This window comes from Paenibacillus ginsengarvi, assembly GCF_003626695.1.
Classification (GTDB): domain Bacteria; phylum Bacillota; class Bacilli; order Paenibacillales; family NBRC-103111; genus Paenibacillus_AB; species Paenibacillus_AB ginsengarvi.
On record NZ_RBAH01000020.1, the window covers coordinates 15,439 to 40,753 of the forward strand.

The window sequence follows — 25,315 nt, forward strand, 5'->3', positions numbered from 1 at the left end:
ACCGTTTTGGCAGGCTACAGCTTTCAGTTATTGGGCAGCTTGAACATCGCCCTGGGCGTTACGCCCGTAACGAACATTCCCGGCAAAAAGGCGGCGCTGCTGCTCGCCTATCTGATCCTTGCTGCAGATCGGCCCCAAAGCAGAAGGCGCATCGCCTTCGACTTCTGGCCGGATTCCTCCGAGAAGCAAGCGCTCTCCAATTTGCGCAAGCTCCTTCACGATCTTCGCGCTGGCGTTCCCGAGCTGGACCGGTTTATTCGCATTACCCCGGCCTATATGCAGTGGAATCCGGAGCTGCCCTGCGACTCGGACGTGCGCGCCTTCGAGCGGGCGGCGCAAGGGAATACGCTCTACGAGCTGCGCCAGGCGGAAGAGCTGTACCGGGGCGAGCTGCTGCCCGGCTTTTACGAGGAATGGATCGAGGCGAAGCGGGAAGAGCTGCTCCAGATCTACAGGAACGTGCTGGATAAGCTGACCGCCCTATTGGAAAATCGGCGGGACTACGAGGCGGCGCTGCTGTTCGCGAACAAGCGGCTCAGCGAGCATCCGTTCCGGGAAGAAACGTACCGCCTGCTGATGCGGCTGCACGGCTGCCGCAAGGACATGGCGGGCGTTGCACAAACGTACGACCGGTTGAGCCGCGTACTGGAAACCGAGCTGGGGATCGCTCCATCCGCGGAGACGCAGCAGCTGTACAGCAGCCTGATGCGAAGCGGGGACGATCTGACTGAGGCGGCTTACAGCCGGAAGCCGCTTATCGGCAGAATCGGCGAATGGGGCGCGCTGCTGGACCTATGGCAGCAGGCCAAGACAGGAACAACCTCGATGCTGCTGCTGAAGGGAGAGGCGGGGATCGGCAAGACGAGACTGGCCCTCGAATTCAAGGCATGGGCGGAGAGCCAGGGGATTCGAACCGCCTGGGCCGGCTGCTACCCTACCGTACGTTCGCTGTCCTATACACCGGTAACAAGCTGGCTCCGCAGCATCCCGCTGCCGCCGCTCAGTCCAGTCTGGCTGTCGGAGCTGACCCGGCTGCTGCCGGAGCTGTTCGAGACGTTCCCGGAGCTGCCGCCCCCGGCGCCGATTCGGGAAAACTGGCAGCTGAATAAATGGTACGAGGCGATCGAACGGATGCTGCTTGCCGAACAACCGCTGCTGCTCGGCCTGGACGACCTGCAATGGTGCGACAAGGAAACGCTGCAGTTCCTTGCGTATATGCTGCGCGGCGGCTCCAAAGCGAAGCTGTTCGTCATCGCGACGATGCGAACGTGCGAATACGCGAACGAGGCTGTCGACAATTTCGTAGCCGGGCTCCGGCTGGCGGGGAATATTGCGGAGATCGAACTGGCTCCGCTGACCGAGGAGCATACGGGGCGACTGATGGCTGCCATCGTCGGCGCCCCGCTGGCGGAGCTTCATGCGCCCGGGGTGCACGCGGAAACCGGAGGCAATCCGCTATTTATCGTGGAGACGATGAGAGAGTGGCAGGCGGGGAAAAGCTCGAGCGAGTTTTGCCTATCGCCGCTGGTGAAATCGGTGATCGAGAGCCGTTTGAGCCGGCTCCCTTCCGCAAGCCTTCAGCTCGTTTCGGTTGCTGCGGCGGTAGGAAAACCCGTTACGCCCGAGCTTCTGGCAATCGTATCGGGTATGGGGGAGGAGACCGTTCTCGGTCTCATGGAGCAGCTCACACAGCTCAAGATCATACGGGAATACGAGGACAGACAATATGGGTTTACGCACGATACGATCAGAAGTGTCGCCTATCAGGCCGGAAACGGCAGCAGGCGAAAGATCTACCACCGGCAAATCGCGAATGGGCTGATCACCTATCACCAGGGGTGGCTCGAGCCGGCCGCTGCGGAGATCGCCTACCATTTCGAACTTGCCGGTATGAATGCGGAAGCCGCAGCACATTACGAGCTGGCCGCCGCAGCCGCCGAGAGGTTATACGCCAATGAGACGAGAATCAACTATTACCGGAAGCTCTGCGAGCTGCTTCCGTCTGACCGGATACTCCCCTATCTAATGAAGCTCGGCGAAGCCTGGATTGTCGTCGGCAATTGGATCGAAGCGGAGAAAAGCTACAGGCAGTGGCTGGAGCGCTCGGGTGGCTCGGCTACGATACGGGAGCGCTCACTCTGCGACGTGGCGCTTGGCAATTGCTTGCGCCAGCAAGGGAAATACGAGGAGGCTCGCGGTTTTTTGGAGCGGGCGCTGCGCTGCTTCGAGCTGACGGAGGATGCTTCCGGGGTGATTTTCACCTATACGACGCTTGGCCTCCTGCACTACTACATGGGCAGCTACGATCAAACGCTTGAATGTTTGCGGAAACGGATGGAACTGGCCGGGCAGCAGAGCCGCGATGATTGCCGCCTGTTCGGCGTGGTGGGCCACCTGCTCTACGACCAGTGCCGCTACGACGAGGCGGTATACTGGATCAAGAAGCAAATTGCGATCGCGGCCGGGTACGGCGACCATTATACGACCGAACAGGCGATGGGATTGCTGGCGTTGATCGACATGGATACGGACGAGATGGATCGGGCGCTCGCCTTCCTCGCAGATAAGCTGGAGCTCAGCCGTTCGATCGGAGACCGGATGGGCTTCGCGAACGGGATCGGAATGCTCGGGAGGTATTACTGGTATCTCGGGCATGACGAAAGGGCGCTGGCGTGTATCGCCTTTTGCCTGGGCGAAGCCGTAGCTATTCAGGATTGGCGGGTGGCAGCCATCATGCTCAGCTACGGAGGGCGCTGTCTGCTCACTCGGCAGCGGCTGGACGAAGCCGACCGCTGGCTCGACCTCTCGATCCGGCTGTTCCACAAGCTGCGAACACCCTACTTTGAATGCGAAACTTTGTACTATGCAAGCCTTTTAAGAGAGAGTCAGGATCGGCAGGAGAGCGCCGCTGAGATCGCGGAGCAAGCTCTGCAGATCGCAAACCGGCTCCAGCGGAAGGATATGGCTGTTAGTCTTCAGGTGCTGCTGGCGCAGCTCGAATCCGGGCTGGGCCGGCTCAGCCCGGCTGAAGCGATCAACCGGCTGGAAGCGCTGGCCGGACTGTACCCCGATCCGCGGGAGCAAGCAGCCATCCGTTATGCCATGTGGAAGCTGGACCCGGAATTGCAGAAGCATGATGGGGCCGCCGCACGGCAGCTAAACGAAGAGCTTTATCGCAAATCGGGCAAACGAGTGTATGCCGACCGCTGCCGCGAGCTTGGCTCCTATTGCACAGTGTCCGCAGCGCCGCCCCCGATGCCTTCCCTTGCGGCCGAGGCCGTTCAAGCCGCTGGAGGCTCGCCTAGATTGCCGGAAGATATTGAGCTTTATCTGAATCGTTAAACTCACCAAGAGAAAGGAATCGCCGCGGCGGTCGGGACAGCGCAATCGTTTTGAAGCGCTTTTGAAGCGCTTCTCCGCCTACAATGAAGCTGAGAATATGGACGAGAGGATGAAAGCAATTGAAAAAGAAAAAACTGGCCACGGCCGCCATACTGGCTGCCACCGTAATCGCAAGCTCTTTCGGCTCCGCTTATGCCGCTGTCAATCTGGAGCCGATCAACGCCTTTTTTAACCGGGGCGTCACGTTCGTTTTAAAAGGAGAGCTGTGGCAGCCGAAGGACGAGGACGGTAAACCGCTGACCGCGATTCATTACGAAGGCAGCAACTACTTGCCGGTACGCGCGCTGGCCGAGGCGTTGAAAATCCCGATCGAATTCGACGCGGATACTCAGAAAATCTATATCGGCGGCCGTCCGGGCGCGCAAACGCCGCTATTCGCCATGCCGATGGAGATCGACGACATCTATGTGCTTGCGTCCAGAGATCCTGCGGAAACAATGGTGCACAAGAAGCAATTCCAAGAAGTATTGAAAATCGATCAATACGGGGATATCGTATTTACAACCGATCGGAAATACAAACGGCTTGTGCTCGATGCCGCAGTCGTCAGCCCAGGAGAGCACACGGTGGACTTTTCGCTGTTTAACGCAAGCGACAAAGCGGGCAACACGTCCCAAACGACACTGCAAAAGCTCTCCGTTCTCCCGGAGGACGGCGTGAAGCGGCTCATCTTTAATGTCGAGGGGCTGGAGAAAATAAAAATCCATGTGCAAAGCCCCAACCTTAATCCGTACATCTATGCGCGGATCGTAGACACTTCCTTCTTTGATAACGGCGATCCTAGCGCGAAAGATGCTTCGGGCAGCTCGGGTACGGGCTCGAGTGGTGTGCCGGTTAAGTGAGTTTCTCGTAATATAGCTATTAGTAGCCTCATTTACGAATCCGGATAAACTCAAGCTATCGCAGCTTGAGTTTATTTACGTTTATTTTGGTGCAGTCCATAGTTTGTGGAAGAAGAAAGTCTTCACTTTTTTGGATTTCAACTTGTCGTGCGTGTCGCTTCCGTTGGGGGGACGAGAAGCGCCTTGCGTGCCGGCAGATAGGACAAAGCCAGTGAACAAGCGAGAGCAGCGCCGAAGTAAGCCAGAATCCTCATAAGGGGAAGAGAATAGTGGAGCGCTTCGAGATTGAATAACGAGTTGAAAGTGAGATAACTTATGGCAGTTCCGACTGTAAATCCAATGGAAAGTCCAAAGCTTCCAATAAAGAATCCTTCCAACAACAGACTGAGCACCACAGTTTTTGGTCCGATGCCAATTGTACGCAGCATGCCAATAGATCGGCTGCGCTGGCGAACCAGACGGTACATGACAACGATCAGTCCGAGCATTCCGATGCCGAGTGCAGCGATATTAAAGCCTTGCAACAGATTTACTATAAAGATCATGGATACATAGAAGCTATTTTCGGACTTTACAATACTTTTTACGGGGGATATATTTTGCAGGGCGAGCAGCCGACTGATCTTCTCAATGGCATCGTGGTCCGTATGCAGCCCCAGCTTAATAAAGACGGTGCTGTGAATGTCCAGTTCGCTTTCGGCTAACCGCGCTAGCCCGCGATTATGGATCCAGATTCCGTAAGAGTCGGATTGGTAACCGCTCTCGGCGGCAATGGCGATAATCGTTTTGAAGACGGTGCGATCCCCGACAACAATTGGAAATGTATCGCCGACCCGGTTTGTATTTCCACTATTGTATTTCAACAGGTTCTCCGCAACAATGACAGCTTCGTCACTGTCGGCCAGAGCGCTCCACGTTTCCCTATCGCTGGCGTACCGGTCGTCCCTGGCCCGCAAAGGAATGTCATTCGATTCGGCGAAGCTGCGGTCGATTCCATTAATTTTGATGTCAATGGGTCCATTCGGACCTTGAGCTTCTTTCCAGAACAACTGCTGTACAGCGGATAGTTGGAAAGGCTCGATTTGAGCGTACTCCTTCGACGTTGCCATATGCCGGACCACGGACTCCGTATCCAAGGGGCGCCAGTCCCTTACGACCAAATCATGTCCGCCGGCAAATTCGACTGGTTTGGAATCATTCATGTACTTGCTCATCGAATCGCTATAGAGAATGGAGAAGCTGATAAAGCAGGAAACAACTGCGAACAAAAACAGAAGCAAGCCGGTTCGAAGGGGGGGTATATTCATGTTGCGCAAGGCAAGCCGTATAATAAGCGTGGGGACTGCCAGATTGCGGAATAGATAGAGCAGTCCTTTTTCGATAAGCGGCAATAATTGTACGAAAACCCACACTAGCACCGGGAGGGAAAGAAAGATCATCGCAATGATTAGCGGCAGCCGGTTATCGGTTATCCATCTCATTCGGATATCTGGTACTGCAATCAAAGCCGTGCAGAATACCAGGAAAAGAGAACATATAATGAACATCCATTTTCTCGGGATACTCTCGGTTTTATCCGATTTCAGTTTAGGCTGAACGGGTCTTATAGCTTCGACAACAGACAATTTAATGGTTTGCCTAGCGATGAGTTTGACACAAATATATACAAAAAGCATGCTTATGCCCAATCCGGAAAAGATGACTCCCGGATCTAATTGCAGAGGGGCCTTTACATCCATAAGCAACACGTCATCGAAAGATGCTGTGATTCGATCCAGCAAGAGATAGGCCAGCGCCAAGCCCAAGGAGACGCCGAATATGCCGGAACAAAACCCGCATAAAAGCCCTTCGAGCATCATCAATCGTCCCACATCAAACTTGCGCAAGCCGACGGTACGGAGGATGCCCATTTCACTTCTGCGCTCCTCGGCAATTAGCCGGAATATATTTGTGATGAGGACGATGCCGATGAGAATGGCATTTAAGCTAACGATGCCAATGATAACCGTGATGAACGCAATGGCATTTTTACGTTCCGTCACAAAATCATCACGAACAGGCACGGCTTCCCATTTTGCAAGAAGCGGTTCGGTGAGCAGGAGATTAGTATAAAAGGTGCCTTGGACGCCTTCTAAAGAGCGTGCGGTATCCAAATCTACAATTGCAGTAGCTTTCCCATGGTAAATACCGGGATAGCCCGTTAATCCGTGTTCCGGCACCACGGCGGTAACCGTTAGCAGGTTCTCACGGTTCGAGTTGTCTATCGCATATACCGTGTCACCGGTCTTTACCCCTAACATTTCAGCGGCATGTGAGGATAGGAGTACCTCATTCCGCTGAAGCCCGCTACCAAACGCCGAGCTTAGAAATGGCTCGAAACGAATAGCTTCCGCGGAGTCGACTCCAATTACATTTACATAAGGGGAGATTTTCCCGATCGTTCCATTTCCGTTCTTCGTCATGAAGGTAGCAGGAAGGGACATGATGGGGAGGGAGACTCCCGCACTATTTTGGCGGATTTCTTGGACGGTTTGGAGGTCGAAGTAGGTATGATCGGCAGCTTCTTGAGTTCGGGAAGGGACATCGTAAGCGATGCGGCCATAGAACTTCTCCAATTCGGTTTTCATTCCGGCGGTTAAGGCTGTATTCATAAAGATTGTCATCGAGATGAAGGATGTGCTTATGGCTAACCCTACGACCGTCAGCAGTGTCGAACGTTTCTGTTTCAGCATACTTCGCCAGGCCATTCGACGTAAGTGCGGGTAACGCAAGAGAAGCAGGAGCATATAAGCGGTTAATCCTGCTCCAATGACAGTGAGGAAAGGAACCGCCTGGGTCATAAGCTCCTCCCGCGATTCGCCCGGTTCTGTATAATATGGCCGCTGTCCATGTATAAGGTTCTGTGGGCATATTGGGCCACGTCCGGGTTGTGAGTGATAAGGATGAACGTAATCCCTTCCGTTCGATTCAAGTGGGCGATCAGATCCATGACCATAACTGTGGTTTTCGAATCGAGGGCCCCCGTCGGTTCATCCGCCCAGACGATCAGCGGCTGGTTGACGATTGCTCGGGCAATGGCTACCCGCTGTTGCTGCCCGCCTGACATCTCGGATGGACTGTGGCCCGACCTGTCGCGCAGTCCGACTCTGGATAATGCTTCAAGCGCTTTTTCACGCGCCTGCTTGGGCTTCATTCCCATGCTTAATAACGGCAGCTCGACATTCTCTACAGCCGTCAGTACGGGTATCAAATTGTACGCTTGGAAAATAAAGCCCATATGCTTCGCCCGATAGGCGTCGCGGCTTCCGCTGTTCATCTCGCTCTGATCGACACCGTCGATCCGGATGCTGCCCTGATCGATAGTATCCAGTCCCGACACGCAATTGAGCAGGGTAGTTTTTCCGCAGCCGGAAGGACCCATAATGGCGACGGTCTCTCCCTTCGATACTTCGAAGGAGATTCCTTTCAAAGCCTCTACTTTATAGTCGGCGTAAGGGTAAATCTTCCATAACCCCTTAACGTGCAAAAGGGGCTGCGAAGGGTTCATCGGCTTCACTCCAATCTAAGTAATACAGCCTTTCGGATTATTGTATCCGAACAATATCAATTTTTTGACGGGAAAATGCATGGAAAATGCATAGTTCGATCGATGTTGGGGTTACGGATTGGGTGGGAAAATAGGCAGCATGACGGTGAAGGCCGTCCCCGCGCCCGGCGCGCTCTCGACATGGATCGCCCCGTTGTGCACTTCGATGAACTCTTTGGCGATGGCAAGGCCGAGGCCGGTTCCGCCGGACATCCGGTTTCGCGAATTTTCCACTCGATAGAAGCGTTTGAAGATGTACGGCAAGCTTTCGGGAGCGATGCCCGGTCCGTTGTCCGACACCGTTACCCTAACTTGCCCATCATGGTATTTATAATGAACGTCGACCCGTCCCCCTCTCGGCGTATACCGGACGGCATTTCCGATCAGATTGATGAACACCTGTTTGATCCGCGACATATCGCCGTACAATTCGCCCTCACCCTCGCCATCGAGGTGCAGCGTTATCGATTTAGCTTCCGCCTCGATCTCCAGAATCGATACGATTTCTTCGAGAATGGAGCCGAAGGGAGCCCATGAACGGTCCAGCGCCAGCTTCCCTGCCTCGGCCAGATTCAAATCCTGCATGTCCTGAATCAGTCTGGACATCCGTTTCGTTTCATCCAGCAGAGGAAGGAGATGCTCCCGGTCCAAATCCATCGCCCCCTCCAGAATCGTTTCCAGATGCCCCCGCAAAATAGCGATGGGAGTGCGCAGCTCATGAGCGACATCGGCAACTAGCTGGTTACGGATGGCTTCTCCTTCCGTCAATTGCTCCTTCAGCTTGTTGACCGCATGGGTTATCGTATCGATTTCATTCCGCGATCTCATGGAGCCGATGGGCGCCGCGGTTCGTTGCCGGACTGCGATTTGTGCTTGTCCGGCTAACCCTTCGAGTCTTTTGCAATAGGTAATGGCCAGCAAATAGGAAAATCCCGCTATGGTGCTTACAGCGAGCAGCAGTACGGTGACCGGTTCCGCCAGTCCCTCTCCGCCCAGCGAGAGCCCGGTGATGCTACGATTCGATAATAGAAAAATAACGATGCCAAAAGCCCAGAAGGTTAAAAAAAGCTTCATACGCATTTTCATGTCGGGTCACCGAACTTATAACCAACCCCGTGTACAGTTACAACCAGCTTGGGGATTGAATAATCGCTCTCGATCTTCTTGCGCAGATTGCGGATGTGCGTGTCGATGGACCGTTCGTAGCCGGAATATTCATCGCCGAGTGCAATTTCCAACAGGTCCATCCGGCTATACACCCGGCCCGGATGTTGTGCCAGCGTGCACAGCAACTTGAATTCCGTAGGGGTTAAAAGTATCGGCTGCTGGTCGAGATAGACTGCATGCTTCGGCAAGTCGATGGACAGCCTGCCTCTCTTCAGCATGCGAGGTTCATCCTCGGCACCGGCCGGCGGCTGCGGCTGATTCTGTCTTCTGCGGAGCACGACCCTGATCCGAACTTCCAGTTCTCTTAGCGAGAACGGCTTTGTTATATAATCGTCCGCTCCGATTTCCAGCCCCAGCACCTTGTCGATCTCGTCTGTTTTTGCCGTAAGGAAAATGACCGGAACATCGGAAAATTTGCGTAGACGCCTGCACACATCCAGACCGTTCATCCCGGGCATCATCCAATCCAACAGCATCAGGTCGAATCCGGGACCGGGCGGTTCCTCCAATGCCGAAAGCGCTTCTGCGCCGCTAGGGGCTATCGTAACGGAATACCCTTCATTCCTTAAGTAAGTAGCGATGAAGGCGGTCATTTGCTCTTCGTCATCCACGACTAATAGGCGGATCGGACTTCCCGGCTGCTGCATGATAGACCTTCTTTCTTTGAAAAGCTTTATACTTCCTTCCATTATACCCGCACAAGTGGCGGGCAGGGAGCCATTTTTTGCTGCACGCAGGATCTTCGTATTTTTTTGACAATGTCTCGACAAGAAATTCAGATCTTTCCTGTACCATGTATTTTGCTGGTGCAAGTATTGTGGAAACGGCAAAAAAATTGCGAGAGGGGAACAAGAATGAAATTGGGAGTGCTACGTTTTACGTTGACGGCGTTATTTTGGATAGCTGTTTTTGTCGTGCCGGCCGGAGCGGCCTTAGCAGCAGGGGAGATTCAAAGGCCTGTAGCCGTGAAAGTCAACGGTAATATGCTGGATGTCGAGGCTCAGCTAATAGATGGAAGAACGATGGTGCCCCTTCGCGCTATCTTCGAGCGGTTGAGCGCCACTTTGGAATGGGATCCAAACACTCGATCGATTACCGCTACAAAAGGAACTGTAGTCATTCATTTACAAATAGACAACATTGAAGCAAAGATTGGCGATCGGGCGTCGACCTTGGATGTGCCGCCGTTGTTAGTGAATGGAAGCACTTATGTGCCTTTAAGATTTGTATCTGAGGCTCTTGGAGCAAATGTTGATTTCGATTCCACGACGAATACGGCCATTGTTACAACGGATAACAGCTGCAACCTTCCCGGAGGGCAAGTACACAACGGCACCATTAAGCCCGGCGGCGAAACGTGGAGCGTATGCGGAAGTCCTCACTTTGTAAAGGATGACTTCTATGTTGAAGGTAAGGATAGCCCTAATCTTGTCATTGAAGCGGGCGCAGTGGTTCGCTTCGAGAATGGAGCAGGAATTCTTGTCGGTCTTAATGCTCCCGGAGGGCTTGTCGTAGAAGGAACGGAGAAAGATCCGGTTACATTTTCTGCTGACACGGCAGGTGCACAGCCCGGCTTCTGGAAAGGCATTCACTTCTATGGTCAGACTGTAAAAGGCCGCGCTTCTATCGACTTTGCTCATATCGAGTACGCTGGGGGATCCAATGGTGCCGTTACAGTTACGGCAGGAACCTCCCCTGTTGAACTAACCGTGCGCGATACGTTATTTAAGAATAATGCATACGCCGGCATTCAGTTAATGGAAAATACCCGTCTGTCTCCACAAAGTAAAAACCTTACGATAACAGGAACGAAGACATCCCCTGATGGCGGCGGGGCGCCGATCGTAACAGCCGCATACGGAACGAATGGTTTGCCAGATGGCGATTACAAGGAGAACGAGCTTAATGTCGTATTGATTGCGGCTGCCATGTCGTCTACGACGATTAATACGAATACGACTTGGAACAAATTGAGTATTCCGTATCAAGCCAAGATTACCGTCTATGTCGATGGTCCATCCAGCCCGGTCTTAACGATTGCGCCTGGAACGGAAACTATATGGGAAAAGCTTAGCGGCCTGACGGTAGGCAGCTACGATAGAGGCGGATTAATCGCGAAAGGTACGAAGGAACGACCGATTACCTTTACTTCACAGCTGGAACGTCCCGGAAGCTGGGATGGCATCGGAGCCGGCCCATATGTCGGCAAGGACTTCAAGCTTGAGTATGTGCACGTCAAAGATGCAGTGAATGGAATAACGTTACCGGAAGATTTAGGGCCGATCCTAACGAACTCTACAATTGAAAACAGCAAGGAATACGGAATCTACATCAAGAGCTCTAATGTGGCTACCGATTATTTGGCAGGAAATACGTTCCGCAGCAATGCGAAAGACATTTACACCCAATAAACGCTATAAGAGGAACTAGGACCCGCAGGATAAGGGGGATGAAAATGATTTTGAAAAAGGTACTGACTTTATTAGTCGTGGTCTTGATATCCGGAGTAATAAGTATTCATGCACTGGCGAATAACGGTTATAAGGAAATCGGCATTGAAATCGATGGGAGTAAGCTTGATGTCGTTGGCCTCTTGGTAGACGGCAGAACGATGGTGCCGATGAGGGCCATTTTCGAAAAACTGCAGTCAGATGTCAAATGGGATCAGGAAACCCAATCCGTTACAGCTACGAAAGGCTCCACTATCGTTAAGCTCACGATCGGTGACGTATCCACTGAGGTGAATACCAACATAAAGACGCTTGATGTTCCTCCGATGCTTATTGAAGGAAAGACGTTCGTTCCGCTTCGATTCGTATCCGAGTCGCTTGGCGCCAAGGTCGATTACGACGCTAGTCGCAGTATCGCATCTGTGCTTACAACCGGTACCGATCATGCTAATTCAAACGCCAATACGCCGCCTAAGGAACTTTCAGTTGAGCCTTTTGTAGTGAAGGGTCGCGTAACGGATAGACAAGGCAAGCCTCTCGAAGGCGTCGATATCATTGCGGATAATCAATTAGCCCGCGATAGCTACCAAGAGGCGTTTACCGATGAGGACGGGTACTATCGGATTGATCTGCCACAAATCAATACCACATGGAATATGATCAGTTATTATGAGCGCAAGTTCGAGGGAGCCGTACAAAAGTTTAATTTGACTTCCGTTACAGATCGGCCGTTTGGGGGGAATAAGGGAGCCGTTAGGGATTTTGTCTGGGATGATATTAACGGTATGGTTATTATCCAATATAATTATCCGGATGAAGAAAAATGGCCCGAGTTTTCCCTGGATCAGGTTGAATTGACTTTAACCCCTGTCTCGCCCTTAATTGACGGCAGCGAAGGAAAAGTGATTAAGGAGATCAGTACCTTCTCTCCAGATGGACCAGGTCTCCAATCGGTGCCGATTGCCAAGTACGAGATATCCGCCAGATGGGTGCCGGACGGGATGAAACCAATTCCGATGTTAGTCTCGAAGTTCGCCACGAATCAATATGCCCAATCCATCGTCACTTCCGATTTCAGTGCCGTCGTTGGCACAACTAAGCGGGTTGCGATCAAAGTTTCTTTTCCGTAAGACTATCGATGACTATCCATTAAAAAGGAGCCTCCCTAACCACAGGAAAGTGGAGCGCCTTCATATTGCAAATTCAAAACAAGGAGCTTTGCCACTGGAATACGGTGGCAGGCTCCTTTTTGCGTTACCCAGTACCAGCTTAATAGGGCGTTTCACTATAGGGCTGTTTTCTTTCAGAGTCCTTTCATTGCGCTCTGTTATACTGTCAAGTGCTGCAATTCAGCGGAGTTGCGGAGACATTTTAATTCGAGGAGGACAAGGAGTCATGGAACATCCAAGTTATCAGAAACACGACATCCATAAGGGTTATGGGAGGAACATATGCTCCATATCCATATGAAAAAAAGCTTGTTGCTGCTGGTTACGGCCTTACTATGCATACTTCCTTTTTGGAGCAGAACGGCACAGGCTGATCGTCATGCAGATTACGGAGAATTGGCAGTTTCGGTGTTAGTAGACGGAGTATGGATCGAGCAAGGCTCACTGCCTTATGGTCGGTTTGTATCTGAACAATCGTTTCAACTCAGCAGCATCCAGGCAGACGAGTCCGCATTAATCAGGTTGCTGCAGCAAGGAGGCGGGAAATCCCATCTTGATTCCGTTTTGCTTGGAACTCAGTCTCCAATCGAGGTAAACGAGGATACAGCTGCATCTGTTCGCAAGCTGGCTACCGCAGACCAAGATTTGATCAATGTCGAAGCATCCGGCATGATCTTGAAGTTTGCTAGCGGGAATCCCAGCCATGTATTGAAAGTAGCTGCACGCGTTGAACCGGAAGTCATTAGCGCCATTCCTTTTCATTATCCGACCAGCAATTTATATAAGGACTTTGATCTCGGCTCCGAGTATTATACCTACTCTATTAACTCTTCTCGGGGAAAACTCGTCATGGATGGGCAATTGGATGAGATCTCCAAGCAAGCGCCTTTCTTTCAGCAGTATACGGTACCGGATTCCGGTCATCCGGATGGTATGACTTATGGATGGGTATGGAATGACGATGAAAATTTGTATGTCGCCATTGATTTTACACCTGACAATACATTTGACGGGGACGCGGATTATACGAAGGTTTATGCGAAAACGAACTCCGGCGTCAAGGAATTTAAGGTGTCCGTCCCTGAAACGACCTGGGGCCAACCCTTTTTTACGTATACAGACAAGGTAGTCTACCAGCATAAAGTATACGAGTACCAAATTCCTTTAACCAACCTGGAAATTGCAGCGGATCAAACAGAACTTCAATTGGGCTTTGCAGCTTATGGGACGGCCGCCGCCGGTAATGCAACAGACAATGATCAGACGTTTGCGGGTATAGACGGTAGAGATATTTCCGTTTCATGGACGGCCTATTACTATACCAACGATCCGGATAGACAGACTTATACGTTTGATATTTATGTGCTGCCATCTGCCTTGGCGCGAACCCCTAATCTTGTTAGCAATAGGCCTTTCAATAAAACTCCTATCCCTTACGGGGACGAAAATCAGGTGAATTGGAGCTGGACAGGGGCTTCTACCGATACTCTGGACAGCGCAGGAGTTCCACTCGCCGGAGGCGATTATACCGTTTTCATTTATGTAAACTTTACTCCTGTAGCCGGTGACTGGGTCGATAATGGCAGCTTTTCGTTAACGCTCCAATCCGATGTCGACGCTTCTAAATTTACCGTTGTAGATCATTACACGGGAACGCAGGATCAGCTTCAAAGCGCTGCGAATGCAGTAGGAGCAGGTTTGCCGGTAACCGCTTATTTATGGACCGATACCAATTCCAATGGCATAGTTGATGCCGGTGAGTTAGGGCCGGCCCTCTCTCTTGGAACGAGCGCAACGGACGGATCGGTGGCGGCGGCAAACGTAGGCGATTTAATCGCCGGTACCTATAAGTTCGTCATCACCTCCACCGATAACGGAATCGAATCGACCAAAGACGTAGCACATGCCGTCACGGTAACCTTAACCAAGGGCGCGCTTCCTCTATCTGTGACATTGAACAGCATATCGAGCAGCAATCCGACGGCCGGAGTTGCCAAAGCAGGCGACACCGTAACCGTGACGTTTACGTCGAATAGGGAGCTTAGCGCACTTCCGAACGTATATATCGGTGATTTTGGCACTGCCATACCTGCCACGAGCGTTAGCGGCAATGTGTACAGCGCAGCGCGTACGTTCACGGCTAGTGACAGCGAAGGAATTGTGCGGATTTACTTCACTGCAAGTGCTTCGGGCGGTACCAGTAAAACAGTGGATACGACCACGGATAACAGTGGTAACAGTGTGAATTTCGACAAAACGGCTCCTACGGGAACATTGAGCATTAATGGCGGAGCGGCGGCGACCGATTCGGTATCGGTCACTCTGTCGGTGACCGGCGAAGATCCCGACGGGAAAGGGGCTCTTATTTTGACAAAGGCGGAAAAGCAGCCGCTATTGCTGGCGTCCAATAGCGACTCGATCCTGCGGGAACTGGCTGCTTCCATGAAGCTGGCAGCCCAACTGCCGCCGTCGGTTCCGGGAACAGGCAATGTCCGGATGTCGTTCTCCAACGACGAGGTGAGCTGGAGCGCGTGGGAGCCGATTGCAGCAACGAAAACGTGGATATTACCAGCAGGCAACGGCACCAAAACGGTGTACATGAAGCTAAAGGATGCAGCAGGCAATGAGACGGCAACGGCTATTACCGCCTCCATCGAATTACAGGAGGCAGCGCCTCTGGCTGTGACGTTGAACAGCATAACGAGCAGCAACCCGACGGCCGGAGTTGCCAAAGTAGGCGATACCGTAACCGTGACGTTTACGTCGAATAGGGAGCTTAGCGTACTTCCGAACGTATATATCGGCGATTTCGGCACGCAATACCCGCCACGAGCGTTAGCGGCAACGTGTACAGCGCAGCGCGTACGTTCACGGCTGGCGACAGCGAAGGAGTTGTGCGGATTTACTTCACTGCAAGTGCTTCCGGCGGTACAAGTAAAACAGTGAATACGACAACGGATAGCAGTGGCAGCAGCGTGAATTTCGACAAAACAACTCCTATAGGAACATTGAGTATTAACGGCGGAGCGGCGACGACCGATTCGGTATCGGTTACCCTGACGGTGACCGGCGAGGATCCCGACGGGACAGGACCTCTTATTTTAACAAAGGCAAAAAAGCAGCCGCTATTGTTAGCGTCCAATAACGACTCGATCCTGCTCAAACTGGCTGCCTCCATGAAGCTGGCGGCTCAGCTACCTCCGTCGGTGCCGGGAACAGGCAATGTCCAGATGTCGTTCTCCAACGACGAGGTGAACTGGAGCGAATGGGAGCCGGTTGCTGCAACGAAAACATGGACATTATCCGCAGGTAACGGCACCAAAACGGTATACATGAAGCTGAGGGATGCAGCAGGTAATGAGACGGCGACGGCCATTACCGCCTCCATCGAATTAAAAGTGACGGAGTCGTCTTCTTCCGAAGGAGGAGGCGGCAGTTATCAGCCAAGTGAACCGAGCGAAGTCAAGGTGGAAAAGGAAGTCGTGAAGCCAGAGGAAGTGAAGCCGGAGGAAGAGAAACAGCACAAGGCGTATATTTCCGGTTATCCCGACGGTACATTCGGTCCGGAAAGAAGCATTACCCGTGCTGAAATGGCAACCGTACTGTCCAGAGTATTCGAGAGAGCAGCCAACAAAGCCCAGTTCACTTACACGGATGTCGCTTCGACCCACTGGGCCCGTGAGGCCATCGAGCAAGTAACAAGAGTGGGTTTGATGGAAGGTTATGAGGATGGAAGTTTCAAAGCGGAGAAGATGATTACCCGCGCTGAAATTGCGGTGATCCTATCCCGATTGTTAAGCAACACCCCAAGCAGCGGCGAAAGCTTCCCGGATGTAAAAGGGCATTGGGCACAAGCCGCCATTGAGCAATTGAAAGCAACTGGGATCATCAGCGGTTATGCGGACGGTATGTTCCGTCCTGAGCAGACATTGAATCGAGCTGAGGCGGTTGTGATGATCAATAAGCTGCTGGATCGAGGGCCGTTAACCACTATGGCGGCCAGATGGTCGGATGTTCCGAATGATCACTGGGCGTTTGGACAAATTCAAGAAGCTTCCATTGATCATGTTTCCGAGCAAAAGGCGAGCGATAAGTAAACGAACGATTCCGTTGTCCTTGAGGGAGCCGCTTAGGTGGTTCCCTCAATGATTTTCACTCCCGGACGGTCATTCGATTGTTACGCCTAACCATGCATTTTCTGCATAGGCTTTTTGTTATAATGAAGGTAGCTGAATTTGGGGGTGGCAAGGATGCGATGGGAAGAGGTTCGAGAACGGTTCCCTAATGAATGGGTTGTTTACGAGATGTTAAAGTCTCGCTCGGAGGGTGGGTACTGTCTCGTTGACGAGGTGGCTGTCATTGATCGTTTTGACGATTCCTCTGCTGCCATGAAGCGGTATTACGAATTGCATCGCGCTCAGCCTTATCGGGAATATGGCTTCTTTCATACATCTCGCGAAAAGCTGGAGCTTCGGGAGAAATGGGCAGGGGTAGGGCCCCGATGGACAAAGACTTAAGGCAGGGGCTCCCCTTTATAGAAGTATCGATTGTTATCGAGGATAAAAACTTCTTCTCCTCCAAAAGCAAAATTACGAAGATAACTCCTCATCAGCCGCTATAACTCCATAGCGTTCTAAAGCCTTCGTCGATGATTCCAACATGCGCTTTTTCAAATAATCTCCTTTTACCACCCGAACCCGCTTCCCGAGAAAACGGATCTTAGAAAGTAAATACTCCATTTCATCCCCAAGCAGAGAAACCCTGACTCGATAGGTATCGTTCTCCGTATCGTACTCCACATTTTTTTCGAAGCTGGAGAAAGCGTACAGGATGCGAGACAACTCCGTGTTATATACCCGGATAATTTCGATGACCGCTTCACTTTTACGCGACTCGAGCGTTTTTTCGATCTTTTTTATCATGGTTTCCGCTGCTGACGGCTCGATAGGTTCAGGCGTGACAGAAAGGATCTTCTTCAGCCTAGTGCTCATGAAAGCGTGATGCCGGATGTGATACCAGAGCAAATACCATTCTCTTTTTACCATGGAGTATTCCAGTTTGTAAGGAAAGCCTGAATGCTCTGCGTTTACACGCCCGTCCTTGATCTCGTACGTTATACGGATGCCCGCCTTATTCATGATGTGACGGCGCAATGGCCTTAGGAGCGGGTGGTAGACCTGCTTTTCCATCGTACGGGCTTTTTCGACCAAATGGTGGGATATATCCATAACCTGATCCGACTCTAGAGCAAACCGCAGCTTGTCCAAGGTATCCGCAGTGAAGGCATCGGTCGCCGCAGGATGTTCCAGCATGGTCTTCAGCCATGCCCGCTCGTGTGAAGTGACCATGAAGGTACCGGAATCCTCCAACCGGGAGATGATCTGGTGATTGAATATTTTCTCAAACAGATTCATAGTAAGACTGAATCTCCTTCCATTCGGCAATCATTTCCCGGCGCAACGAAGCGGGCTCCAGAATCTCACAGCTGGAACCGAAGCTGCGCAGCCATGGCTTGATCTCGGTAGTCCCGTTGACGGTTATCTCGTAAATAAAGGAATGCTCATCTTCAAACACAATCTGTCCCCACTGCCCCTGCAGAAGTACCCGTTCCTTAATGAAGTTCGGTTCAGAACCTTCCGGATTATAAAATCGGGCACGCACCGTCACGGGCCGGCCCGTATCAATCAGCCAGCTGTAGCGTATTTTCTCGGCAAGCTCGCTTTTCTTCTCCTCATACCAAGCCTCGTCAACGGACTCGTCCTCTTCAATCTGCGTGATTCCTTCCATGCGGTATTTCCGTAAGCCTTCTCGGCCGTGGGAAAGCAGATACCATCTTCCATATTGATGATCATAGACAATGTTCAGCGGCAGCGTCTTTTCCGCTTTGCCCTCCGTATCCCTTTCAAACAGGGGATTGGTGTTTTTGGAGGCGTAGCTTTTTTCGGACTTCGGCGAGAAGTACAGGAAACGGACTTTGCGGCGGTGGCGGATGGCATGGAGGAGCGTGAACAGATGGGCCTCATCCAGAATCCGTGAGTAGTAGTGGTATTTATATAAAAACGGCTCTACGGCATACGGCCGGGCCCCGTTGCGCAAAAGATGTTTCTTCAGTCCATCGCGCAGCAGATAACCTTGAACGGAAGGGACCTGCGTGTTCGCCATCAGATCTACAAAATCGTACAAATCGAGAAGCTCTTCGTCCGACAAGCAACGGATCAAGTCGTCTTGAATGCGATAACGGAAGGGGCGAGGCCCGGTCTCCCTCCGGATCACTCCGACCTCTTCCAGGTATTTGAGATCCGAGCGGATCGTTTTTTCGTCAGGCGGGGGCAGGTCGGCAGGCATACTGCTGCTGATCCTATCCAGGAGCTCCATCGCTGTCAAAGCCTGCTCGTTCATCGCGGCTAAAAGCAGCGAGATTCGATGGCCTTCGGATTCCTTGACGGATTTGGCGCGAAACAGGAACAAGAGCAGAGGATCGGTGGAGTCATAATAGCTGAACCGAATCGTTTCGGAAAATTCCTTGCTCTGTTCCTGCGGCAAATGCTGATGCACGGAACTAACGACCTCTTTGAGCCGCCGGATCGTTTTATCGAAGGTGTGGACGGAAATGCCGAGCCGCTCTGCGAACTGTTGTCTGCTGAACGCCCCGCTGGTAAGCACCAGCATACGCAGAAATTGAATTTCTTTATCGAAGCTCTCCTTAGCCAAAGGTATCCCCCGTTCAGAAAAAAACGTCTTCTTCCATTGTAACAGGGGAGGGAATTGGATGAAATGGAATCCTTTATGCCCAGTCGTAATACTTTCGCCATGTTCGTTTCGGTCGAAATGAGCGATTATAGAACCTGTAAGACGCATGAGGTTAGGTGGTAAACGCTAAGCGTTTGATCATACATGGTTCTTATTCGGACGGTCGTAACGAGGCGGGGATATCGATTTATCCCGCAGTACTGGGCATGGTATGCTACGGTATCCTGTACGAGCCGGATCGGTAAGGACTCTCTATTTGGGGTTCGATTCCCCAATCGCCTAGGGAGCGATTCTGGTAGAGCACTCGACTTTCAATCGAGCGAAAAATTATACCAAGACCAAAGGATAGAATCCCAAGCGGCTAGCTCAAGCGCACTGCAGGAAAGGCTTTGCAATCCGTGGATACCGATGGGGCGAAATTCCGGGAGACTTTCTAGGATGGAAGAGGACGAAGGATGACAGATGTAGGGTCAGCCTCCTGATTCGAATGTCCTTGAAAGTCCTTGGCAGCTCGCTTATCTGAAACGAGATTCCGCCTGTATCGCAGCGGGATTCTACATCCAATGGCCGAACAATGAAGGGGGAAAATTAATATGTTTAAACAAGTAACCATTCAAACTGACCAGCGCGGTTTGCTATTCCATAAAGGAAACTATGTGAAAAAGCTCATTCCGGGGACCTATCGCTACGTATCGTGGTCGCAAACCACAGCTGTGGTATTGAATATCACGAAACCGTTCGTTGTAGAGGGCAAAGACTTGCAGCTGTTCCTTCATGACGAAGACCTCGTACGAGAGCTGGATATCGTAAGAGTGCAAGACCACGAATATGCCCTGCATTACGAGGACGGGCAATTTGTACAGCTGCTTAAGCCCGGTGTCTACGCCTTCTGGAACATACTTAAAAAACATACCTTTTTGCATACAGATATCAGACAGCCTGAATTGCCTGCCGAGGTGAACCGTTCGATTATACCGAAGCTTGCGGCCACTGTGCAGTCTTACGAAATCGCGAATTATGAAACCGGCTTTTTATTTTATGATCACGTTCTGCAGCGAGAGCTTTCTCCCGGAAAGTACTACTTCTGGAAAGGGCCCGTTTCGGTTATGGTAAAGATGATTGATTTAAGACAACAACAAATGGATCTCATCGGCCAAGAAATCATGACGGAGGATAAAGTAACGCTGCGGTTGAACTTCGTTTGCCAATACAAGATCGTAAAGCCATTACGCGCCTTGGAAATGAAATCGTTCGACGAGCAAATTCATATCCAGCTTCAGCTCATGCTGCGGGAATATGTCGGAACTTTGAAATTGGACGATCTGTTGAAACGGAAAGAGGACATAGCGTCGTTCATCCTGTCCCGTTTACGTGAGAAGGGTGAAGAGTTCGGCGTGCAGTTCCTGGGTGCGGGGGTTAAAGATGTCATTTTGCCGGGGGAGATGAAAGAGATCTTGAATACCGTTCTGCTTGCGGAGAAGAAGGCCCAGGCGAATCTAATTACGCGACGGGAAGAAACGGCATCGACCCGAAGCTTGCTGAATACCGCGAAGCTGATGGACGAAAACCAAACGTTGTTCCGCCTGAAAGAGCTGGAATTCCTTGAGAAAATATGCGAGAAAATAGGATCCATCTCTTTAACGGGCGGTGGAGATCTGTTGGAACGATTGAGTGCTCTCATTGGTGAGAACAAGGCAGCAAGCAAATAACAACTGTCTCCATAGGAGGGGGTCATATGAGTAGTTACCATCAACAAATCTTGACTGAGCTTGAACGCATCGAACGGGAAGAAAACGTCCGAATCCTGTATGCTTGCGAATCGGGCAGCCGCGCCTGGGGGTTCCCATCCCAAGATAGCGACTACGACGTCAGATTTCTCTATGTTAGACCGGTAGATTGGTACTTATCGATCTTCGAAAAGCGGGATGTGATCGAGCGGCCGATCAGCGGCATGCTGGACATAAATGGTTGGGACCTGCGAAAGGCTTTGAACTTGTTCCGCAAATCCAATCCGCCGCTGCTCGAGTGGCTTCAGTCTCCGATCGTTTATATGGAGAATCATGCCATAGCGGAGCAAATCCGCCGTATTTCTCCACTTACGTTCTCCCCAAAGTCATGTGTATACCACTATTTGCACATGGCAAAGGGGAACTACCGGGAGTACCTGCAAGGGGATCAGGTGAAAATCAAAAAGTACTTTTATGTGCTACGCCCGATTTTGGCCTGTGAGTGGATCGAGAAGCACCAAACCATGCCGCCGATTGAATTCGATCGGCTAGTTGATGCTGTTGTGCCAAGGGGAAGCGAGCTTCAAGCGGTTATCGACGGATTGCTTGTCCGCAAAAAGTCGGGCGATGAAATGGATTACGAACCGAGGATCAATCCGATCAACGAGTTTTTGGAAGCAAGAATTGAACATTATGAGCGAGTTGCGGCGGGGATGCAAACATTTGGCGGGGGCCAGGATCAGCAGTTGGATGATTTGTTCCGGTCGGTGCTCAGGGAAGTATGGGGGGAGGTGGTTTGAACGATGGTTATTTTCTTTAATAAACCCTCCAAACACAACACCTTCACGAATTGCTCAAAAAAACTATTTAGAAAGCTGGTTCCGGCACTCTACCGGGATCAGCTTGTTTAAATGTTCGAGCACCAATGCGAAAAATGGTATGAAACATAGAAAACTGTCATACATTGTATATTCTTTCCGGTCAACTAGTACTATAATAGTAGAAAAGTAGGTACTACGTTCTAGGATAGTCAGGGAATGCACCTCGAATTCTATCGAGGACGAGGCGGCTAAGATGATGAGCGTGCATCCTACGTCGGGGTATTAGATCCAAAGTTGTACTTCATCATATAGGTCAAATATATCAAATTGGTTGTAAAATGTGGGAAAAATTAAAGGACTATGTTCGAAAATGTCGAAACTCAAAATAACATATTAGTATAGGAGATGAAGCTGTTGTATTTCGTCGACTTTTTTGGAAGATTGTTCAGAAAGAATAATTGGGGGGTGATCGTTTATTTACTATTGAATGTAGGTATGCTGTTCTTTTTGTTCGGCGCGTCCGATCTTAGAAGCTTCCTTATCGTAATTCTTATTTATGCCGGCTCTCTGGCTGTAGCCCTTTCTCCGATAGGTGAGTATATTCTTCGCATGCAGACGGGTTCGAAGCCCCTCACGCGTAAAGAATTTCGTGACCGCATCGAGCCTCTATTCAATAAAGTATATGGGAAGGCTAAGGCAAAGGACCCGAGTCTGCAGGACAATATCCGTATATTTATAAACTACGATCAAGTTCCTAATGCATTTGCCACCGGGAGGAAAACGGTGTGTGTAACGCAAGGACTTCTTGCTTTGCCTGACGACGAGATTGAGGCCATTTTAGCTCACGAGTTTGCCCATTTGTCCAATAAAGATACGGACATGCTGCTTGTCATTTCGGTTGGCAACCTTATCGTTACTTGTATATTTATCTTCGTCCGGTTTATCTCCATGATCGCAATAACTATGGCAAGCAGAAGAGTCTGGATTGCCTTTTTATTCGATGCCATGTTAGCCGGAATGATGTGGGCATGGACCAAGATCGGCATTCTTCTCGTATTGAAGTCGAGTCGCAACAATGAATTTGAAGCCGATAAATTCGCTTTAGAAATCGGATACGGCAAACCTTTGGCGTCGGCTCTTGATACATTGAGTCGCTGTGAGCCGTCGAAGGCCGGACTGTGGAGAGCACTGCATTCCTCTCATCCCGAGACGCACGACCGTATCGGTAGGCTGCAGGATCTTGGAGCCGACTACTACGCCAAAATATGATTTAGTTCTTATAAACAGGAAATAAAGAGGCAGACTTCAAGGCCTCTTTTTAGCCATTTAGTGGAGGGAGCACATGTCCAAAAATTTCGAGTTTTTAATTCGCGAAAATCAAGAGCTATATATGAAATGCTGCTATGCCGAACAGTTCGCCAAAACATATCCTAATAACTCTTTGGTGGAGACGAGAAAAGTATTGGAGTTTTTTTTGCAACGAGTTTGCAAATTAAATAACATACAGTTTACTGCGGAGGAAAATCCGTATAAATCTGACTATCCTTCGCTGCATATCATGATCAAAAAAACCGTATACGACCTGAACATATTTACGCGTGACCAGAAAAAGGATATGGACGAAATTAGAAAGCACGGCAACGGATCCGCGCATGCTGGGGAATTTGCTTCCACAAAGCAATCCATTTCCCAAATTAAGGCGATGCATGAGCTGATACGGCAGTATTATCAGAGCAAGTACCCTAGTATTGCCGCGTTTGACGAGAGATTCATTCCTATCGACAGTATGATTCCGATAACGAACTTGCCGGTTGAAAGGGACGAGGCCTGCACGCTGAAGCTGCACTGTAAGATCGTTAATGAAGAGACGGGAAACGAACTTTATTACATAGTTCGCCAGTATGAAAGGGAACAAATTGAGAAGGATAGAACATTCGTTTTGAGAGATATGTTTACGTTAGAGAAGCTTTCTCAAGGCGGAGTGGGCGCAAAAAACCTTGTAAAGTACAACCGAATCGACGTACAGAAGCAAAACGACTTGCTGTTTACGTGTTTTGAAATCAGCCGTGATGCCGAAAGTTTGGAACGTTTCGCTTTAGAAAAGCTGTCTGTCCCGGAACGATTGCAGATGCTTTCCGGAATTGTTAATGGCGTGGAGGAACTGCATACGAACAGCATACCGATAGTCCATCGTTATTTGCGGCCATCCAGTATCTTTGTCGGAAGAAACAGGAGTCCTCAAATATGCAACTTCGAGTACGCAAAGCTGGACAATCCTCAGCAAGCTACCGTTCGCTATAAGGTAGAGGCAAGAACCGATCCCTATACAGCTCCCGAATTATCGCGGGGAAGTACCGTTACCTTATGGCCTAGCGTAGACATCTATTCGCTGGCGGTCATTATTATATTTGTCTTCGGGCTCCCGGTCAACGGCGAACTGAATCCTGATCAGTTGAAGAAGTTGAAGATAAGCGAGCCTTTCATCGAAATGGTCCACGATATGCTGTCCGATGTTGCGGGAGAAAGGCCGAGTATTCAAGAGGTGAAACGGATGATCGGGCAGGAGGCAGCGCGGCATGCATGATTTATCGTTCAGTAAAAGTTATAACTACATGCTAAAAAGAGTTATATACAGTAACGAGGAAACGCAAAGCTGGTTCTATGAAGCGTTCGACGACACGGATAAAAGAACAGTCGGCATAAAAAAGGTCCGCGTCTATGCAAAGGACTTGGTCCGAGCGCAGGCGGAAGCGGTTGTAATACATACGCTGTCGAACGTTACTACGCAAGTTCCGGCACTATATAACACTTATTATGACAGAGCGAATGAATGGTTTTACTTATTTATGCAATATATCGAAGGTGGAGTGACGCTTCGAAAGCATATAGAATCGTCTCCACCGCTGAGCGCATGCGTGGATATCATGATCCAGGTATGCGATGTGCTGCAGCAGCTTCATAAGAAGCGGCTTCAGCATAGGGATTTGAAGCCGGAAAATTTGTTGATGAGGAATAATCAAGTATATATTATCGATTTCAACATATCTACTTCAGTACCGTTTAAGGGCGAAGGGACCGATTATTATCGAGCCCCCGAGCAGACGGAAGGGATGCGGCATATCGGATTAAATGCGATCGATATATTCTCCTTAGGGGTTATCCTTTACGAATTTGTCACCGGGAGGCCTCCGGTTAGGGGAGAAGATTACTCTTTCCGGAGAGGGCTTGACGAATGGAAGTTTTTTACCCCGCCAATCGAAAAAAGGCCGGAGCTTACGCCGGAACTAAATGATGTGATTATGAACTGCTTAAAGTTAAATCCTAAACAGCGTTACAAGGACATATGGCAGCTGAAGCAGGCGTTAATTCAGGCGAAGCGGGGGATGAGATAAAGATGGCGG

At 50.6% G+C, this 25,315-nt stretch carries 17 protein-coding genes; 11 read left to right on the forward strand and 6 right to left on the reverse strand.

The window, feature by feature from the left end:
- Nucleotides 1–6 precede the first annotated feature (6 nt).
- Nucleotides 7–3,342, forward strand: coding sequence for an ATP-binding protein (locus D7M11_RS23815; protein WP_120749765.1), 3,336 nt, complete (start codon nucleotides 7–9; stop codon nucleotides 3,340–3,342).
- Nucleotides 3,343–3,461: 119 nt separating this feature from the next.
- On the forward strand, nucleotides 3,462–4,244 hold the full coding sequence (locus tag D7M11_RS23820; protein ID WP_120749766.1) for a hypothetical protein: 783 nt from the start codon (nucleotides 3,462–3,464) through the stop codon (nucleotides 4,242–4,244).
- A 137-nt stretch (nucleotides 4,245–4,381) separates the two neighbouring features.
- Here the strand turns inward: D7M11_RS23820 and D7M11_RS23825 are convergent, their stop codons facing one another.
- The 4 genes from D7M11_RS23825 to D7M11_RS23840 form a co-directional block, all read right to left on the reverse strand.
- Nucleotides 4,382–7,084: an ABC transporter permease gene (locus D7M11_RS23825; RefSeq protein WP_120749767.1), complete on the reverse strand. Its 2,703-nt coding sequence runs from the start codon at nucleotides 7,082–7,084 to the stop codon at nucleotides 4,382–4,384.
- Nucleotides 7,081–7,791: an ABC transporter ATP-binding protein gene (locus D7M11_RS23830; protein ID WP_120749768.1), complete on the reverse strand. Its 711-nt coding sequence runs from the start codon at nucleotides 7,789–7,791 to the stop codon at nucleotides 7,081–7,083. The genes D7M11_RS23825 and D7M11_RS23830 overlap by 4 nt, the downstream gene beginning before the upstream one ends.
- A gap of 111 nt (nucleotides 7,792–7,902) precedes the next feature.
- Nucleotides 7,903–8,916, reverse strand: coding sequence for a sensor histidine kinase (locus D7M11_RS23835; RefSeq protein ID WP_120749769.1), 1,014 nt, complete (start codon nucleotides 8,914–8,916; stop codon nucleotides 7,903–7,905).
- Entirely contained in the window at nucleotides 8,913–9,644 is a 732-nt protein-coding gene (locus tag D7M11_RS23840) for a response regulator transcription factor (RefSeq protein WP_120749770.1), read from the reverse strand. The genes D7M11_RS23835 and D7M11_RS23840 overlap by 4 nt, the downstream gene beginning before the upstream one ends.
- Before the next feature lie 207 nt (nucleotides 9,645–9,851).
- Between D7M11_RS23840 and D7M11_RS23845 the strand changes: the two genes are divergently transcribed.
- The 4 genes from D7M11_RS23845 to D7M11_RS23860 all read left to right on the forward strand — a co-directional run bounded on the left by D7M11_RS23845 (nucleotide 9,852) and on the right by D7M11_RS23860 (nucleotide 16,713).
- Nucleotides 9,852–11,408, forward strand: a complete 1,557-nt coding sequence (locus tag D7M11_RS23845) for a copper amine oxidase N-terminal domain-containing protein (RefSeq protein WP_158606800.1) — start codon at nucleotides 9,852–9,854, stop codon at nucleotides 11,406–11,408.
- Between the two features lie 44 nt (nucleotides 11,409–11,452).
- Nucleotides 11,453–12,577, forward strand: a complete 1,125-nt coding sequence (locus D7M11_RS23850; protein WP_158606801.1) for a stalk domain-containing protein — start codon at nucleotides 11,453–11,455, stop codon at nucleotides 12,575–12,577.
- Between the two features lie 336 nt (nucleotides 12,578–12,913).
- The gene (locus tag D7M11_RS23855) at nucleotides 12,914–15,562 is read left to right on the forward strand and encodes an autotransporter outer membrane beta-barrel domain-containing protein (RefSeq protein ID WP_147433484.1); all 2,649 of its coding nucleotides are present in this window, start codon (nucleotides 12,914–12,916) and stop codon (nucleotides 15,560–15,562) included.
- Between the two features lie 29 nt (nucleotides 15,563–15,591).
- Nucleotides 15,592–16,713, forward strand: a complete 1,122-nt coding sequence (locus D7M11_RS23860) for an S-layer homology domain-containing protein (protein WP_147433485.1) — start codon at nucleotides 15,592–15,594, stop codon at nucleotides 16,711–16,713.
- A gap of 492 nt (nucleotides 16,714–17,205) precedes the next feature.
- Here D7M11_RS23860 and D7M11_RS23870 read toward each other — a convergent pair whose 3' ends face one another.
- Nucleotides 17,206–18,030, reverse strand: a complete 825-nt coding sequence (locus D7M11_RS23870) for a WYL domain-containing protein (RefSeq protein WP_120749776.1) — start codon at nucleotides 18,028–18,030, stop codon at nucleotides 17,206–17,208.
- Nucleotides 18,017–19,327 (reverse strand): helix-turn-helix transcriptional regulator, encoded by a 1,311-nt coding sequence (locus tag D7M11_RS23875; protein WP_120749777.1) that lies wholly within the window; start codon nucleotides 19,325–19,327, stop codon nucleotides 18,017–18,019. Before D7M11_RS23875 ends, D7M11_RS23870 begins: the two co-directional genes overlap by 14 nt.
- Before the next feature lie 632 nt (nucleotides 19,328–19,959).
- Here D7M11_RS23875 and D7M11_RS23880 point away from each other — a divergent pair.
- From D7M11_RS23880 to D7M11_RS23900, 5 genes are all read left to right on the forward strand, one after another.
- Nucleotides 19,960–21,075, forward strand: coding sequence for a slipin family protein (locus D7M11_RS23880; RefSeq protein ID WP_120749778.1), 1,116 nt, complete (start codon nucleotides 19,960–19,962; stop codon nucleotides 21,073–21,075).
- Between the two features lie 26 nt (nucleotides 21,076–21,101).
- Nucleotides 21,102–21,893, forward strand: coding sequence for a nucleotidyltransferase domain-containing protein (locus D7M11_RS23885; RefSeq protein WP_120749779.1), 792 nt, complete (start codon nucleotides 21,102–21,104; stop codon nucleotides 21,891–21,893).
- 426 nt (nucleotides 21,894–22,319) lie between these two features.
- Nucleotides 22,320–23,183, forward strand: a complete 864-nt coding sequence (locus tag D7M11_RS23890) for a M48 family metalloprotease (RefSeq protein WP_120749780.1) — start codon at nucleotides 22,320–22,322, stop codon at nucleotides 23,181–23,183.
- Between the two features lie 73 nt (nucleotides 23,184–23,256).
- Nucleotides 23,257–24,498 (forward strand): protein kinase domain-containing protein, encoded by a 1,242-nt coding sequence (locus tag D7M11_RS23895; protein ID WP_120749781.1) that lies wholly within the window; start codon nucleotides 23,257–23,259, stop codon nucleotides 24,496–24,498.
- A gap of 28 nt (nucleotides 24,499–24,526) precedes the next feature.
- Nucleotides 24,527–25,306, forward strand: a complete 780-nt coding sequence (locus D7M11_RS23900; protein WP_240041288.1) for a serine/threonine protein kinase — start codon at nucleotides 24,527–24,529, stop codon at nucleotides 25,304–25,306.
- Nucleotides 25,307–25,315: the final 9 nt, after the last annotated feature.